Source organism: Streptomyces sp. NPDC006393 (assembly GCF_040628575.1).
Taxonomy (GTDB): domain Bacteria; phylum Actinomycetota; class Actinomycetes; order Streptomycetales; family Streptomycetaceae; genus Streptomyces.
The window spans coordinates 14,165-30,320 of record NZ_JBEXZD010000104.1; the positions used below are offsets into that span (position 1 = coordinate 14,165).

The 16,156-nt window shown below is 69.4% G+C and carries 13 protein-coding genes; 2 read left to right on the top strand and 11 right to left on the bottom strand.

The genetic code is table 11. The features are described 5' to 3' along the window. Positions 1-16: 16 nt before the first annotated feature. Positions 17-1,003 carry a hypothetical protein gene (locus ABZ484_RS30905; RefSeq protein WP_358869220.1) on the bottom strand — a complete coding sequence of 329 codons (987 nt, stop codon included), beginning with the start codon at positions 1,001-1,003 and terminating at the stop codon, positions 17-19. Between the two features lie 274 nt (positions 1,004-1,277). Continuing rightward, a complete protein-coding gene (gene galE, locus ABZ484_RS30910) occupies positions 1,278-2,264 on the bottom strand; it encodes a UDP-glucose 4-epimerase GalE (protein ID WP_358869221.1) in 987 nt (328 codons plus the stop codon). A gap of 185 nt (positions 2,265-2,449) precedes the next feature. Between galE and ABZ484_RS30915 the strand changes: the two genes are divergently transcribed. Continuing rightward, positions 2,450-3,547, top strand: a complete 1,098-nt coding sequence (locus ABZ484_RS30915; RefSeq protein ID WP_358869222.1) for an LCP family protein — start codon at positions 2,450-2,452, stop codon at positions 3,545-3,547. A gap of 2 nt (positions 3,548-3,549) precedes the next feature. Here ABZ484_RS30915 and ABZ484_RS30920 read toward each other — a convergent pair whose 3' ends face one another. After that, the gene (locus ABZ484_RS30920) at positions 3,550-4,569 is read right to left on the bottom strand and encodes a hypothetical protein (RefSeq protein WP_358869223.1); all 1,020 of its coding nucleotides are present in this window, start codon (positions 4,567-4,569) and stop codon (positions 3,550-3,552) included. A gap of 109 nt (positions 4,570-4,678) precedes the next feature. Here ABZ484_RS30920 and ABZ484_RS30925 point away from each other — a divergent pair, with 109 nt between their 5' ends. After that, complete coding sequence (locus ABZ484_RS30925) at positions 4,679-5,062, top strand: NTP pyrophosphohydrolase (protein ID WP_358869224.1); 384 nt, start codon at positions 4,679-4,681, stop codon at positions 5,060-5,062. A 38-nt stretch (positions 5,063-5,100) separates the two neighbouring features. Here ABZ484_RS30925 and ABZ484_RS30930 read toward each other — a convergent pair whose 3' ends face one another. The 8 genes from ABZ484_RS30930 to ABZ484_RS30965 form a co-directional block, all read right to left on the bottom strand. Beyond that, the gene (locus tag ABZ484_RS30930; protein ID WP_358869225.1) at positions 5,101-6,624 is read right to left on the bottom strand and encodes an amino acid permease; all 1,524 of its coding nucleotides are present in this window, start codon (positions 6,622-6,624) and stop codon (positions 5,101-5,103) included. Between the two features lie 379 nt (positions 6,625-7,003). Then, positions 7,004-8,935 (bottom strand): 1-deoxy-D-xylulose-5-phosphate synthase, encoded by a 1,932-nt coding sequence (dxs, locus tag ABZ484_RS30935; RefSeq protein WP_358869226.1) that lies wholly within the window; start codon positions 8,933-8,935, stop codon positions 7,004-7,006. A 215-nt stretch (positions 8,936-9,150) separates the two neighbouring features. Beyond that, entirely contained in the window at positions 9,151-10,446 is a 1,296-nt protein-coding gene (locus ABZ484_RS30940) for a sugar ABC transporter permease (RefSeq protein WP_358869227.1), read from the bottom strand. Next, on the bottom strand, positions 10,443-11,234 hold the full coding sequence (locus ABZ484_RS30945) for an ATP-binding cassette domain-containing protein (RefSeq protein WP_358869228.1): 792 nt from the start codon (positions 11,232-11,234) through the stop codon (positions 10,443-10,445). Before ABZ484_RS30945 ends, ABZ484_RS30940 begins: the two co-directional genes overlap by 4 nt. Positions 11,235-11,432: 198 nt before the next feature. Further along, positions 11,433-12,557 (bottom strand): sugar ABC transporter substrate-binding protein, encoded by a 1,125-nt coding sequence (locus ABZ484_RS30950; RefSeq protein ID WP_358869229.1) that lies wholly within the window; start codon positions 12,555-12,557, stop codon positions 11,433-11,435. Between the two features lie 122 nt (positions 12,558-12,679). Beyond that, complete coding sequence (locus ABZ484_RS30955; RefSeq protein WP_358869230.1) at positions 12,680-13,891, bottom strand: ROK family transcriptional regulator; 1,212 nt, start codon at positions 13,889-13,891, stop codon at positions 12,680-12,682. Positions 13,892-14,186: 295 nt separating this feature from the next. Next, complete coding sequence (locus ABZ484_RS30960) at positions 14,187-15,110, bottom strand: carbohydrate ABC transporter permease (RefSeq protein WP_358869231.1); 924 nt, start codon at positions 15,108-15,110, stop codon at positions 14,187-14,189. Between the two features lie 2 nt (positions 15,111-15,112). Further along, positions 15,113-16,039 carry a sugar ABC transporter permease gene (locus tag ABZ484_RS30965; protein WP_358869232.1) on the bottom strand — a complete coding sequence of 309 codons (927 nt, stop codon included), beginning with the start codon at positions 16,037-16,039 and terminating at the stop codon, positions 15,113-15,115. Positions 16,040-16,156: the final 117 nt, after the last annotated feature.

A 16,156-nucleotide genomic window follows, 5' to 3' on the forward strand; every position in this document is an offset into this window, starting at 1 on the left:
GCGGACACCGAACCGGTCATATACGCCTCCAGTCGCCGAGAGTCAGTCCCGGCCCTTCCTCCTGCCGGGCCAGGATCAGCGCGCCGTCGGGGGAGACGGCGAGGACGACGACCCGTCCGTACCCGTCCAGTGCGAGCACGGGATCGCCCAGGCAGGGAGTCGTGGTGTCGATCCACCACACCCCGTTGCGCTCGTCCTCCGCGGGGCAGACGCCCAGCACGATCCGGCCGTCCGCATCGCGATGGGCGAGCACCGTACAGGGGTAGCCGTCGAGCACGGTGGTGAGGGCCGCGTGACGCCCGTCACCCGGGTTACCACCCACCGGCACCGGCCACTCGCCGGGCCGTACGGCGACGATGCCACCGCTTCGGACGTCCGTGAGGACGTAGGTGATCCGGCCAGGTGAGGTCTCCACGCCGGTCGCCGAACCGGGCAGCGGCACCACCGGGATGTCGTGCCCCCGCTCCAGGGGGGCGCCGAGCTCGCGCTGCTGCCAGGACAGCGCCCCGGTGAGCGCGGGGGCAAGCAGTCCCACGTGCCCGGTGGACGCGACCGCCACGGCCGGGGTGTCCAGGGCCGCAGTGACCTTCAGGTCGGCCCAGGACTCCCAGCGCCCTTGGGCGTCCTCACGCCGCAGCGCCACGCGTCCCTCGGCTGTGGTGACGAAGACGTGGAGCGTGCCGGCCGGGTTGACCGCGGCGACGGGCGCCCCCATCAGCGCGGTCCTCTCGCGCTTGGCATGAGGGTTGCCCGCCGACCGCCACTCGGTCATCGGACGGCCCGTCTGGTACTGCACCGCGTAGAGCAGGTCCACGGCGGGTGGTTCGTCGCCGGAGCCACGTACTCGGCGGCCGAGCAGATGCACATACCGGTTGCGGCCCTGGGCGACGGTGAGGTGGGTGACGCCCTCGGCCGGAAGGGTGTCCGGCCCCGACCAGTCGGGGCCGCCAGGGCTGTTCTCGGTCCAGCGCAGCACGGCCTGGTCCACGTGCGCGAACACCATGAGCCGACCGTCATGCCCGAGCGCCAGCCACGGACCGGACAACACGGCCGGGAGTCGTCCTGAACGGTTCGCTGCCGCACCGCCGGCCTGCTGCCGTGGCCCGCTGTCGAGCGCGCTGCTGGCCCGCATGCTCCGTCGTCCTTCCCACCGGCCGGGCCCCGCCCGGACCGCGACCTGGTCGCTGCGTCATGAGTTCGAATGTCGGAGGCGGCCGTCGGCGGCGGGGCCGAGTCCCGAAGCGGCCGTGCGGCGGTTCGTGGACCGCCGAGCGCTCTCAGCGACGGGCCCGCGGATGCTGTCGGCACCATCCCGACCACGCCGAGTCGACCATCGCACGCGCGTCGTGGCGCGCGGTCCAGCCGAGTTCCGCGCGGATACGCTCGGCGGACGCGACCACCCGTGCCGGGTCACCCGCACGGCGCGGCGCCGACACCGGCGTCGCCGCGGCACCGTAACCGGTCACCTCACCGATCAGGGCAATCATCTCACGCACGGAAACGCCCTCACCTCGACCGATGTTGACGGTCAGGTCACTGCCCGGCTCGCGGTCGGCCAGGGCGCGGGCGGCCGCCAGATGCGCCGACGCGATGTCCTCGACGTGGATGAAGTCGCGGACGCAAGTGCCGTCTTCGGTGTCGTAATCGTCCCCGAAAACAACCGGAGCGCCGCCCTCGGTGAGCTTTTCGAAGACCATGGGAACGAGGTTGAACACCCCGGTGTCCGCGAGATCGTCGTCGGCGGCCCCGGCGACATTGAAATAGCGCAGACAGGCAGTGGTCATGCCGTGTGCACGGCCCGCCGCACGCACCAGCCACTCCCCCGCCAACTTGGTCTCGCCGTACGGGTTCACAGGGGCGCAGGGTGTGTTCTCGGTCACGAGGTCGACATCGGGCATGCCGTAGACGGCGGCCGAGGAAGAAAAGAGGAAGCGCTGCACGCCCGCGTCGGCCGCGGCCCGCAGCAGGGTCTGCAGGCCCTGCACATTCTCTCGGTAATAGTGCAGCGGGCGTTCCACCGACTCCCCCACCTGCTTCTTCGCGGCGAGGTGGACGATGCCGGAGACCTGCAGGTCGGCCAGGGTGGTCAGGAGCAGCTCGGCGTCCAGGACCGATCCCTCGACGAAGGACACCTCGTCGGGAACGCGCTTGCGGTCTCCGGTGGACAAATCGTCGTAGACCGCGACGTGTTCGCCCGCCGCCAACATGGCGCGGACGACATGCGCTCCGATGAAACCTGCTCCGCCTGTGATCAGCCAAGTCATGCGCGGCATCCTAATTCTTCGCCCACCGTTTACAAATGAGTCACATTATGCGCATGATCGGCGCACCATCTGTCTATAGTGGCGCGATCGCCTGGCATGACGCGGACCGGCCCTCCCCCACCCGAGTCCTGACCGCCACAAGCAGCGCCCCCCGCGGGCCATGACCTCACGAGGACTCCACAGACATGAGCCATGTCTCGACGCCCCAGCGCAGCGATTCGGACGCGCCCCACAGGCGACGTGGCAAAGGCCGTAAGGGCCGTACCGGCAAGCGTCACACCGGTCGGAACATCCTCATCGCTCTGGGTGTGCTCGTCCTGGCCGCCGGCGGCACCGCCTACTGGCTCTACAGCGACCTCGACGGCAACATCAAGGGCGTCGACATCGACAAGGCCATCGGTGACGACCGCCCCGAGAAGCTGCCCACCTCCGGTCAGAACATCCTGATCCTGGGCTCCGACTCACGCGCCGGTGCCAACGCGGCGCTCGACGCGGGTCATGTCTCCGGCGCCCGGTCCGACACCGCGCTGGTGATGCACATCCCCGACGGCCGCACCAAGGCCGTCGCCGTCAGCATCCCGCGGGACACCCTGGTCACCCGGCCCGAGTGCACGAAGAAGGACGGCTCCACCGTTCCTTCCGCGAACCGTGTGATGTTCAACTCCATCTACTCTCAGGTCGGTCCGGCCTGCGTCGTGAAGACCGTGGAGAAGATCTCCGGGGTCCGGATGGACCACTACGTGGAGATAGACTTCGCCGGCTTCAAGGGACTGGTGGACGCGATCGGCGGGGTGACCGTCAACGTCCCGCAGGACATCCACGACACGTCCAGCGGTCTGAACATGACCAAGGGCCCGCACCGGCTGAACGGCACGCAGGCGCTCCAGTTCGTGCGCACCCGGCACGGTGTCGGTGACGGCAGCGACCTCGGCCGCATCAGCCTGCAGCAGCAGTTCATGCTGGACCTGCTGAGCGAGATCAAGAGGCAGGACCTGCTGGGCAGCCCCACCAAGACCTACAAGATCGCGGACAAGCTCACCGCGGCTCTCACCACCGACTCCGACCTCGCCTCGCTCACCAAGCTGGCGGAGTTCGGACGCAGCCTGAACGGGGTCGATCCCTCCACGATGGAGACGATCATGCTGCCGGTGGCGTACGACAAGGTCGACCCCAATCGCGTGGTGGCGGCGGAGCCGCAGGCGTCGCAGTTGTGGAAGGCGATCCGCAGTGACTCCCCGATCCCCGAGTCGGCGAAGAAGTCGCCGGCCCACGGCGGTTCCTGACCTCACACCTCCCGCCACGCCTCCAGCGCCAGCCCCGGCTCGTCCTTGCGGCGGGTGAGCAGGAGGCGTCCGGTGGACGGGGACAACGTGGCCGCGGTGACACGGCCGTCGGCGTCCGTCGTCACGCGGACCGCGGCGTCCGCGGCGAGCGCGGGGCCCGACTCGGTCCACCAGGCGCCGGCCGTCTCCTCCTCCGTGGGGTAGGCGGCGAAGGCCACGCGTCCGGCCGCCGAACGCTGGGCCAGCAGGGTGCAGTCGTGACCGTCGAGGACGCAGCGGACGGCGGTGACCGGACCGGGGCCCGCGGCGGGGAGCAGGGCGGCCGGCTTGTCGCCGGGGCGCCACGCGCACAGGTCGCCGGAGTCGTCGACGTAGAACAGGGTGGTGCGGCCGGGCGAGGTGGCCAGGGCGCGGAGGGCGCCCGGGCGGACCGGGGTCGTCAGCTTGTCCGTACGGGTCAGTTCGCCGCCCGGCTTCTCCTGACGCCAGTGCAGCACACCGTCGGGGACGGCCGCGTACAGCTCGACCAGGCCGGACTCGCCGGTGACCGCGGCCAGACCGTCCTCGTGGACGCGATGGCCCTTCAGGTCCCGCCAGGGCTCCCAGCCGCCCGTGGTCTGCTGGGCCAGCATGCTGACACCGGAGCCCCCGTTGCGGACGAAGACGTGGGCGCGGCCTTCGGCGTCGACCGCCACGGCCGGTGTGCCCGTGCGCCCGCCCGTTTTGTTCGGGTGCCCGATCGGGTGCCAGTCCAGGGCCGCGAGCAGAGGCCGGAAGTGGGTTGTGTGCACCAGACCCGACGACCCGTCGGCAGTGGGCCGCCAGGAGACGAGATGGGCGTAGGCGTCGGCGCCCTGCCCGACCGCGAACACGGGGTGCAGCCTCTGGTCGCCGCCGACCCGGCGGGGTGCGTCCCACGGTCCGCCGGGCCACTGCTCGGCCCGGCACACGGTGGCGTCGCCGGAGGGGAAATACACACAGAGCCGGCCGTCGCGGCCGCGCAGGAGCCAGTCGCCGTTCACGCGCTCACTCTAAGCCGGACGCGTCATCGCTCCCGGCCCGGCCCCAGGTCACGCCGGGTCACCCGGCCCGGCCGTACCCGCCCTCGGGGCGCCGTGCGACCCTGATCCCATGGACGACACTCCTGCCCTGCTCGTGATCGTCGATGCCGCGAACACGGTCGGGTCGGTGCCCGACGGGTGGTGGCGGGACCGGAAGGCGGCCACCGAGCGGCTGCGGGACCGGCTGGCCCGCGAGGGGCTGCCCGGCCGTCCGGGCCCCGTGGAGATCCTGCTCGTCGTCGAGGGCGTGGCCCGCGGGGTCGAATCCGTGCCCGGCGTACGCGTGGAGCCGGCCGCGGGCAGCGGTGACGACCGCATCGTCGAACTGGTCGAGCAGGCCGCCCCGCGGCCCGCCCTCGTCGTCACGGCCGACCGGGAACTGCGGCGGCGGGTGGGCGAGTTGGGCGCCGAGGTCACCGGGCCGCGGGCGGTGCGCGGCGAGACACCCCCTTAGGGCCTTTCGTTTGGATCACGCCGGGCCCGGCCCGGCTGTCAGGGGGTGCCGGTGGCGCCTGTGCCCGGGGTCCCGGTGGTGGTGGCCTGCTCGCGGAGGGCGAGCCGACTGTGGGTGCGGCCGTAGAGGAAGTAGACGACGAAGCCGATCGCCATCCAGATGGCGAAGCGCAGCCAGGTCTCGGCGGGCAGGTTCAGCATCAGCCACAGGGAGGCCAGGACCGACAGGACCGGGACGAACGGCACCAGCGGGGTGCGGAAGGCGCGGGGCAGGTCGGGGCGGGTCCTGCGGAGGATGATCACGCTGATCGCGACGACGATGAAGGCGAACAGCGTGCCGATGTTCACCAGCTCGGCCAGTTCGCTCAGGCTGGTGAAGCCCGCGATGATCGCGATGACGACGCCGAGGAGGATCGTCGGGCGGTAGGGGGTGCGGAAGCGCGGGTGGGTGTGGGAGAAGAAGCGGGGCAGCAGGCCGTCGCGGCTCATCGCGAAGAAGACGCGGGCCTGGCCCAGGAGCAGGATCATGCACACCGTGGTCAGGCCGACGGCGGCGCCGAAGCTGATCAGGCCCGCGAACCAGGGGTGCCCGGTGGACTTGAAGGCGTCCGCGAGCGGGGCGTCCACGGACAGCGCGCTGTACTTCTGCATGCCGGTCACCACGATCGACACGGCGACGTACAGGGCCGTGCAGATGACGAGCGAGCCGAGGATGCCTCGCGGCACGTCGCGCTGCGGATGGCGGGTCTCCTCGGCGGCGGTGGCCACGACGTCGAAGCCGATGAAGGCGAAGAAGACGACGGACGCGGCGGTGAAGATGCCCATGACGCCGAAGTCGGACGGCGCCCAGCCGAAGATCAGCTGGATGAGCGGTGCCTTGAGGTTGCCTCCCGCGGCGACCGGCTGCTCCTTGGGGACGAACGGGTCGTAGTTGTCGCCGTCGATGAAGAAGGCGCCGGCGACGATGACGATGAGGACGACCGCCACCTTGACGGCGACGACCACCGAGGTGACCCGCGCGGAGAGCTTCATGCCGAGGACGAGGATGGCGGTGAGGACCAGGACGAGAAGGGCGGCGAGGATGTCGAAGCCGAAGCCGGTGGCGGCGTCCCGGCCGCTGATCGCCTCGGGCAGGTGCCAGCCCGCGTTGTCGAGCAGTGAGTGGATGTAGCCGGACCAGCCGACGGCGACCACCGCCGTGCCGAGCGCGAGCTCCAGCACCAGGTCCCAGCCGATGATCCAGGCGGGGAACTCCCCCAGTGAGGCGTAGGAGAAGGTGTACGCCGATCCGGCGACGGGAACCGTGGAGGCGAACTCGGCGTAGCAGAGGGCGGCGAGCGCGCAGACCACACCGGCGACGACGAACGACAGCGACACGGCGGGCCCGGCGGTGTCCTTGGCGGCCGTGCCGGTCAGGACGAAGATGCCGGTGCCGATGATGACACCGACGCCGAAGACGGTCAGGTCGAGGGCGGACAGGGATTTTCGGAGCGCGTGTTCGGGTTCCTCGGTGTCCTTGATCGACTGTTCGACGTTCTTCGTCCGGAACAGCGTGTTGCTCACGGGCCTACCTCCCACGCTTGTCGCCTCGACATGGCTCGACATGATCGAGAGGGCTGGGGATGCGTATGCCCCGGCACTGGCAGGTTCACGCAGAAGGGCCGGTTCCGCCACCCGTAGGAGGTGACGGAACCGGCCCATTCCGGGATCAGTGGGATGCCGGTTCGGGACGGGGGTCCGTGCCCGGTCAGGGCCAGGCTCAGTGCCCGGTCGGGGCCCGACTCCGCGCCCGGTCCGGGCCAAGCCCCGTGCCCGTTCAGGACCGTTGTCCGTGCCCGGTCCGGGCCGTGGTCCGTGCCCGGTCCGGGCCGTGGTCCGTGCCCGTTCAGGACCGCGGTCCGTGCCCGGTCCGGAGGTCCTGGTGGCCGTCCGGCGGGCGGGTCTAGTCGCGTGCCGGCTGCACCGCCGAGTCGACCTCGGCGGCCGTCCGCTCGAACCGGCCGTCGAGCCGGGAGACGAGGCCGGTGACCTGACGGGCGATGTCGGGCGCGGTCAGGCCGATCTCCGCCATCACCTCGGCGCGCGAGGCGTGGTCGAGGAAGCGGGGCGGGATGCCGAAGTCGCGCAGCGGCACGTCGACGCCCGCGTCGCGCAGCGCCTGGGCGATCGTGGAGCCGACCCCGCCGACGCGGGAGTTGTCCTCGACGGTGACGACCACGCGGTGGCGTTCGGCGAGCGGAGCCATGGCCTCGTCGACGGGCTTGACCCAGCGCGGGTCGACGACGGTGGTGGAGATGCCCTGCTTGTCCAGGAGTGTCGCGATCTCCAGACACATGGGGGCGAGCGCCCCGACGGAGACCAGCAGGACGTCCGGGGTGTCGGTGCCCGGCTCTCGCAGCACGTCCATGCCGCCGACGCGGCCCACGGCGGGTACGGCGGGGCCGACGGCGCCCTTGGAGAAGCGCACGACGGTCGGGGCGTCCTTCACCTCCACGGCCTCGCGCAGCTGGGCGCGGACCTGGTCGGCGTCGCGGGGCGCGGCCAGGCGCAGGCCCGGGACGACCTGGAGGATGGACATGTCCCACATGCCGTTGTGGGAGGCGCCGTCAGTACCGGTGATGCCGGCCCGGTCCAGGACGAAGGTGACTCCGCACTTGTGCAGGGCCACGTCCATCAGGACCTGGTCGAAGGCGCGGTTGAGGAAGGTGGCGTACACGGCGAAGACCGGGTGCACGCCGCCGTGGGCGAGGCCGGCCGCGGAGACGGCGCCGTGCTGCTCGGCGATGCCGACGTCGTAGACCCGGTCGGGGAAGGCCTTGGCGAACCTGTCCAGGCCCACCGGCTGGAGCATGGCGGCCGTGATGGCCACGATGTCCCGGCGCTCCTTGCCGAGCTTGACCATCTCGTCGCCGAAGACGCTCGTCCAGTCGGCGCCGGAGGTGGCGATCGGCAGGCCGGTGTCGGGGTGGATCTTGCCGACGGCGTGGAAGCGGTCGGCCTCGTCCTGGAGGGCGGGCTGGTAACCGCGGCCCTTCTCGGTGAGGCAGTGCACGATCACGGGGCCGCCGAAGCGCTTGGCGCGGGTCAGCGCGGACTCCAGGGCCTCGATGTCGTGGCCGTCGATCGGGCCGACGTACTTCAGGCCCAGGTCCTCGAACATGCCCTGCGGGGCGATGAAGTCCTTGAACCCCTTCTTCGCGCCGTGCAGCGTCTCGTACAGCGGCCTGCCGACGACCGGGGTGCGCTCCAGGAGCTCCTTCGTCCGGGCGAGGAAGCGCTCGTAGCCGTCGGTGGTGCGCAGGGTGGCGAGGTGGTTGGCCAGGCCGCCGATGGTCGGCGCGTAGGAGCGCTCGTTGTCGTTGACGACGATGACGAGCGGGCGGTCCTTGGCGTCGGCGATGTTGTTCAGCGCCTCCCAGGCCATACCGCCGGTCAGCGCGCCGTCGCCGATGACCGCGACGACATGGCTGTCGCGCTGGAGGATCTGGTTGGCCTTGGCGATGCCGTCGGCCCAGCCGAGGACGGTGGAGGCGTGGCTGTTCTCGATCACGTCGTGCTCGGACTCGGCCTGGGAGGGGTAGCCGGACAGGCCGCCCTTCATCTTCAGCTTCGAGAAGTCCTGCCGGCCGGTGATCAGCTTGTGCACGTAGGACTGGTGGCCGGTGTCCCACAGCACCCTGTCCTTCGGCGAGTGGAAGACGCGGTGCAGGGCGATGGTCAGCTCCACCACACCGAGGTTGGGACCGAGGTGGCCGCCGGTCTTGGAGACCGCGTCGACGAGAAAGGTCCGGATCTCCTCTGCCAGCTGATCCAGCTCCTCCAGGCTGAGCCGGTCCAGATCGCGCGGTCCCCTGATGCGGGTCAGCAGCGGCACCCGTGCCTCCTTGCAGTAGAGCTGATCGAGCTTTCGCCGGGCTCGACGAGTCTAATGTTCCGCCCGAGCGGCCGGTGCGCGGGCGGTGGGTCGTAGCCCGAACGGCTGTACCCCGCGGAAACGACCCCGGGGCGCGGCTGTGCCCGGCACCTGTGTCGGTGCCGGGCACAGCCCTGTGGTCGGCCGGAACGGTCGGCCGGGCCGGTCGGCTGCGGTCAGGCGCGGCCGGCCGACTTCTGGGTCTTGCGGGTGACCGAGTCGATGACGACCGTGGCGAGGAGGACACCACCGGTGATCATGTACTGGATCGGGGTGGCGATGCCCTGCAGGGCCAGGCCGTACTGGATCGATGTGATCACGAGTACACCGAGCAGCGCGTTCCAGGTGCGGCCCCGACCACCGAAGAGGCTGGTGCCACCGATGACGGCCGCGGCGATGACGTTCATCAGCAGGTCGCCGGAGCCGGCGCTCTGGTTGGCGGCCGCGATCTTGGAGGCCCAGAAGAGACCGCCGACCGAGGCGAACAGGCCCGCGATGGCGAAGACCGAGACACGGACCGCGGTGACGTTGATGCCGGCGCGGCGGGAGGCCTCGACGCTGCCGCCGAGCGCGAAGATCTTGCGGCCGTACGCGGTACGGCGCAGCACGAAGTCGCTGCCGACCAGGACGACCGCGAAGAGCAGCACCGCGAGCGGCAGGCCCTTGTACTGGTTGAACATGATCGCGACGGCGAATGCGGCGATCGCGAGCAGCACGGTGCGCAGCACGATGTCGCTCAGCGGACGGGACGGGATGCCCGCGGCCTCGCGGCGGCGGTTACCGAGGAAGGCCGACAGGAAGTATCCGACGACCGCGAGGACAGCGAGGAGGTAGGCGGCGGCCACGTCCGAGAAGTAGTACGTGGTGAGCTTGCCGACCACGCCTTCGCCGTCGATGTTGATCGTGCCGTTGGAGCCCAGGATCTGGAGCATGAAGCCGTTCCAGAACAGCAGACCGGCCAGGGTCACGGCGAACGCCGGAGCACCGATCCGGGCGAAGAAGAAGCCGTGCAGGGCGCCGATGACCGCGCCGGCCGCGAGGGCGGTGACGACGGCGAGCCACTCGTTCACTCCGTGGGTGACGCTCATCACGGCCATGATCGCCGAGGAGACGCCGGAGACGGAGCCGACCGACAGGTCGATCTCGCCGAGCAGCAGCACGAAGATGATGCCGACCGACATCATGCCGGTGGCCACCATGGCGACGAAGATGTTGTTGAGGTTCTCCGCGCCCAGAAAGGCCGAGTTGAGACTCTGGAAGATCGCGCAGATGACGATGAGGCCGATGACGACCGGGATGGCGCCGAGGTCACCGGCGCGCACCTTGCGCTTGAACTCGCCGAGGTAGCCGGCGAGTCCCTGCTCGCGCACGAGGAGGCGGGGGTCCACGACGGTCGCCGCGCCCGCTGCCGCCTCGGGGTTGTCCACGGCGTGGTCCTCGGGAGACGTGGAGGTCTTGTCGATGCTGCTCACTTCTTGATCTCCCCATTGGTGCGCGCCGCACGACGGGTCACGGCGTTGTCCGTGGCGCCGGTGATGGCGGAGATGATCTCTTCCTGCGAGGTCGTCTTGACCTCGAAGACGCCGTTGTTGCGTCCCAGACGCAGGACGGCCACCTTGTCGGCGACGGCCTTGACATCGGCCATGTTGTGGCTGATGAGGATCACGGCGTGACCGCGCTCGCGCAGCCGCTCGACCAGGTCGAGCACCTGTGCGGTCTGCTCGACACCGAGGGCGGCGGTGGGCTCGTCGAGGATCACCAGCTTGGGCTCGCCGAGCATGGAGCGCGCGATGGCCACGACCTGGCGCTGACCGCCGGAGAGGGAGGCGATCGGGATACGGACGCTGGGGATACGGATCGAGAGCTGGTCCAGCAGCTCGCGCGAGCGGCGTTCCATCTCGACCTCGTCCAGAACACCGCGACGCTTGATCTCACGGCCGAGGAACAGGTTGCCGACCACGTCGATGTTGTCGCACAGGGCAAGATCCTGGTAGACCGTCGCGATGCCCAGGTTCTGGGAGTCGTGCGGCCTGTTCACCGCGACGGGCTTGCCCTCCCACTCGATGACACCGTCATCGATGGGGTGTACGCCCGCGATCGTCTTGACAAGGGTGGACTTTCCGGCGCCGTTGTCGCCGACGAGGGCGACCACCTCTCCGGCGTGGACCTCAAGCTCTACGTCGGTGAGCGCCTGGACGGCACCGAATCGCTTGGAGACCCCGCGCAACGCCAGCACGGGCGTAGCGGACACGTGAACCATCTCCTTCGCCGCCTGAGCCTGACCCCGGCGGGAGGTTGAACATGAGGAGTGAGGGGGGTGTTCCGTCCGGCGCCCCGCCGTTGTGCTGCGGGGCTGTCGGCGGCAGGGCACCGGACGTGCTGGCACGGGGTACGCGCGATCGATGGCGCGGTGTCCCGTGCGGTCAGCGGGGCCGCCGGTCGGGCGGCCCTGGAGGTGTTACTTCAGGCCGATCTTGTCGCAGGCGGCCTTGTACTTGGCCGTGCAGATCTCGCCGACCGTGTAGTAGCCCTCCTTGACGACCGTGTCGTTGATGTTGTCCTTCGTCAGCGAGACGACGGGGACGATGACCGACGGGATGCCCTTCTCGGTGCCGCTGTCGACGGTGCTCGTCTTCAGCGAGCTGTCGACCTTGCCGGTCTTGGCGATCGAGACGGCCATCTTGGCGACGGTCTCGGCCTCCTGCGGGTACGACTTGAAGACGCTCATGTACTGCTCGCCGGCCACGATACGCTGCACGCCCGCGAGTTCCGCGTCCTGACCGGTGACCGGGGGAAGCGTCTTGAGGCCCGCGCTCTTGAGCGCGGTGATGATGCCGCCCGCCATGCCGTCGTTGGCCGAGTAGACGCCGACGATCTTGTCCTTGCCGAGGGCGGAGATGGCGCCCTCCATGTTGGCGTTGGCGTTCTCCGGCTTCCACTCCTTGGTGTCGTACTCCTTGCCGATGTTCACCTTGCCGTCGAGCACCTCGTGGGCGCCCTTCTTGAACTGCGCGGCGTTGGGGTCGGTCACGGAGCCGTTCATCATGACGATCTTGCCCGACTTGGCCTTGCCGCCCAGGGCCTTCAGCAGGGCCTCGCCCTGCGTCTTGCCGACCTCGACGTTGTCGAACGAGGTGTAGGCGGAGATCGGGCCCTCGGCGAGGCGGTCGTAGGCGACGACCGGGATGCCGGCGTCCTTGGCCTTCTTCACGCCCTGGGCGACGGCCTTGTAGTCGACCGCGTCGAGGATCAGCACGTCGACCTTCTTGGTGATCATCGTGTCGATCTGCTGCGACTGGAGGGTCGCGTCCTGCTTGGCGTTGAGGTAATCGACCTTGCCCTTGCCGTTCGTCAGCTCAGCGATCTGCTTTTCGATGATCGGCTTGTCGAACTTCTCGTACCGAGCGGTCTGGTTCTCCGGCAGAAGCAGGCCGACCGTGATGTCGTCGCCCTTCTTCTCGCTGCTGGAGGACGACTTCGACGAGTCGCCCCCGGACTCCTTGGCGCTGCCGCAAGCGGCGAGCGAGACGGCCATGGCACCAGCAGCAACGGCGAAGGCCGCACGACGCATACGCGTGTTCACTTCTTCAAACCTCCCTGACGAGGCCGCGTCGTTGCGGCCGAGGTGGCTGGAAGTCAACTCGGCCACACGTGCGACGTCAAGAAGTAAATCCTTAACGAGATGGCAACGGTGCCATCCGTTCTCTAAGTGAAGGCAGGGGTGGCCACGGGCAGGGCGCCGGGCGTACTTCCATCCAAAAGGGTGGAATCACCCATCTCGCTGAGCGCCAGGGCCAGCGCCCCGAGCACCTCCGCACGACCCCCAAGTGCCCCCGGAAGAATGGACAGTTGGCGTGCGGCGCTGGGGATGGCATAGCGCCCGACCGACTCCCTGATCGGCCCGAGCACCAGCTCGCCGGCCTCCGCGAGATCACCGCCGAGGACCACTCGGCTCGGGTTGAGCAGATTGCAGAGATTGGCGACTCCACTGCCGATGTGGCGGCCGACGTCGGCGATCACCCGACGGCAACCCGGGTCACCGTCCCGCGCCAGCCGTACGACGCCCTCCATGGTCAGGTCGAGGCCGTGACTGGGCTGGAGCAGCGGCAGGACGTAGCGCGCGGAGGTGAAGGTCTCCAGGCAGCCACGGTTTCCGCAGCGGCAGACCGGGCCGGATTCATCCAGTGTAATATGCCCGATTTCGCCCGCTGTGCCGCCGGGGCCTCGGTAGATCTTCCCGTTGATGACCAGACCGGCGCCCACACCGCTGGCGATCTTGATGTAGGCCAGGTCGCGCACCCCGCGCCCACTGCCCCATACCAGCTCGCCGAGGGCGCCGAGGTTGGCGTCGTTGTCCACGTGCACCGGCACGCCGAGCCGCCCCCGCAGCTCCTCGGCGGGCTTGATGCCGCCCCAGCCGGGCAGGATGGCCGTGGAGCCGAGCGTGCCGGACTCCACGTCGATCGGGCCGGGCACGCCGAGGCCCACGCCGGCGATCTTCGAGCGGTCCACCCCCGTGGCCGCGATCAGCCGGTTGACCAGCTCCTCCGCCCGGTCGAAGCCCTGCACCCAGGAGGCGTCCACGTCCAGCGGCTCGGACTCCTCGGCGAGCACCTGGTGGGCCAGGTTCCCGATCGCGACCCGCAAATGCGCGTGCCCGAAGTCGACGCCGATCACGATCCCGGCGTCGCCGCTCAGGGACACGCTGCGGGCCCGGCGGCCGCCCGCTGACGTGGGTGTGACCTGGACCGTTCCGCCGTCCTTCAGCTCGCGCACGATGTTGGAGACCGTTGCCGCGGACAGACCCGTGGTCCGCGCGATCTCCGCCTGCGTGAGGGAACCGGCAAGACGCACGGCACGTACGACCCGCTCCAGGTTGGCTCGGTGCAGCGACGACTGCGACCCTGGAGTCTCCACGACGACCTCCTGAGCGCGGGGCCGCTCCGGTGAGGCCCCGTCTATCCAACAAGTGAACTCTAAGATGAGCCGTTCGGGTTGCCTCCCGTCAAGAGGTTGAACCGTTTCCGGGTCCTTGGACACACCTGTGGAGCCGTGGTAGGGCGCGCCGGAGCGCTCCGCCGGTGATCGTGGCAGGAGGGCCGCCGATCGCCGCAGGAGGGGCTGCGAAGGCACGCCGAAGCCGCCCCCGGCGGCCGGGGGCGGCTTCGGCGTGGACGCGCGACGGCGAACGGGCCCGAGAAGGGCCTCCGAGCTACTTCAGGGCGCCCGCCGTCAGGCCCTGCACGACCTGGCGCTGGAAGACGATGTACGCGGCCAGGACCGGCAGCATCGCCATCACCAGGCCCGCGAAGAGACCGGACCAGTCGCCCTTGTAGCCCTGGCTCACGGCCAGCTGCACCAGGCCCTGGGTGAGCACGTGCTTGTCGGGGTCGGTGTTGAGCACCGTCGGCAGCATGTACTGGTTCCACTGCCCGAGGAAGTTGAAGATCCCGACGCTGATCAGGCCGGGCTTGGCCATCGGCAGCATGATCTGGAAGAACGTCCGGGTGTGCGAGGCGCCGTCCACGAAGGCGGCCTCCGCCACCGAGGTCGGCAGGGTCCGGAAGAACGCCGTCAGGAAGAACACCGTGAAGGGCAGCGAGTAGGCGATGTAGACCAGGATCAGCCCGTGGATGGTGTTCAGCAGCCCCATGTTGTTCACGACGTAGAACAACGGCACCAGCGCCAGCATGATCGGGAAGCTCATGCCGCCGATGAAGAGGTAGTAGATGAACCGGTTGCCCGGGAAGTCGAACCGGGCCAGCACGTACGCCGCCATCGAGCCGAGCACCAGCGTGCCGATGAGCGAGCCCCCGACCACCAGGACGGTGTTGAGGAAGTACTCGCTCATGTGGGCGTCGCTCCAGGCGCGCGACCAGTTCTCGAAGTGCAGCTTGTCGGGCAGCGACCAGGGCGAGCCGAAGATGTCGCCGTCGGTCTTGAAGGACGTCATCACCGCCCACACCAGCGGCATGACGACCATGATCGCCCAGATGATCAGGACGCCATGGGAGAAGACGTTGAGGACACCGCCCTCCTTCTTCTGCCGGGTGTCCCTTCCGGCCGGCACGCCGACCTTGGAGACGGTGGCGCCGGACTCGGCCGGTACGGGGGCGGGGGTCTCGGTCGTTTTCATGATCAGAACTCCAGCCGCTCGCGCCGGCCCAGCCGCATCACGATCGCCGCGAAGGCGAGCGTGACGACCAGCAGGGCGACGCCGATCGTGGTGGCGTAGGCGGCCTGACCGTCACGGAACGCCTTCTGGTACACGTACAGGACCATGACGGTGGTCGAGTAGTCGGGGCCGCCCGGCCCGGTCGTCATGATCTGTACGACCGCGAACGACTCCGCGCCGAGGGCGAGGATGCCCATGTAGACCCAGCCGGACTGCACGGTGTCCCACAGCAGCGGCAGGGTGATCCGGAAGAAGGTGGCGAACCGGCTGGCGCCGTCGAGCAGCGCGGCCTCGTACAGATCGGCCGGGATGGAGGCCATACCGGCGGAGAAGAGGACCACGAAGAAGCCGGTCGTCGACCAGACCAGCACGGCCATCACGCACCACAGCGCCAGGTTCGGGTCGCCCAGCCACAGCGGCTGGACGCTGTCGAGCCCGACCGCGCTCAGCAGCGAGTTGATCGCGCCGCTGTCCGGGTTGTACGCGAAGGCGAACAGGATGGCGACGATGGCGATCGACAGCACCTGCGGGAAGAAGTAGACGATCTTGTAGAACGAGGAGCCGCGGACGCCGGTGATGGCCGGGCCGCCTTTCCTGCGCCGGCCGCCGACATTGATCATGAAGGAGAAGAACAGCGCCAGACCGAGCGTCACCACCGGCAGCACCAGCGCGAACAGCAGGCTGTGCTGCAACGACTTCCAGAAGATGTCGTCGTCCAACATCCTCTTGTAGTTGTCGAACCCGACCATCTTGAAGTCGGGACTCAGGCCCGTCCAGTCCGTGAACGAGTAGTAGATGGACTGGATGAACGGCCACACGACGAAGAGCGCGTACAGCCCCAGGGGCAGGGCCAGGAACCCCACGATGAACCGGTACTTGCCGTGCTGCATTGCTAGCGACCCCGATCTGAAGGGCGGACGGTGCCGCCAGGGTCCGTGCCTCGACCTCCTCGGCGAGGTCCTCGATGCCCTCGGCGGCCTGACCGCGCCAGGTCTTCACGGCCTGCT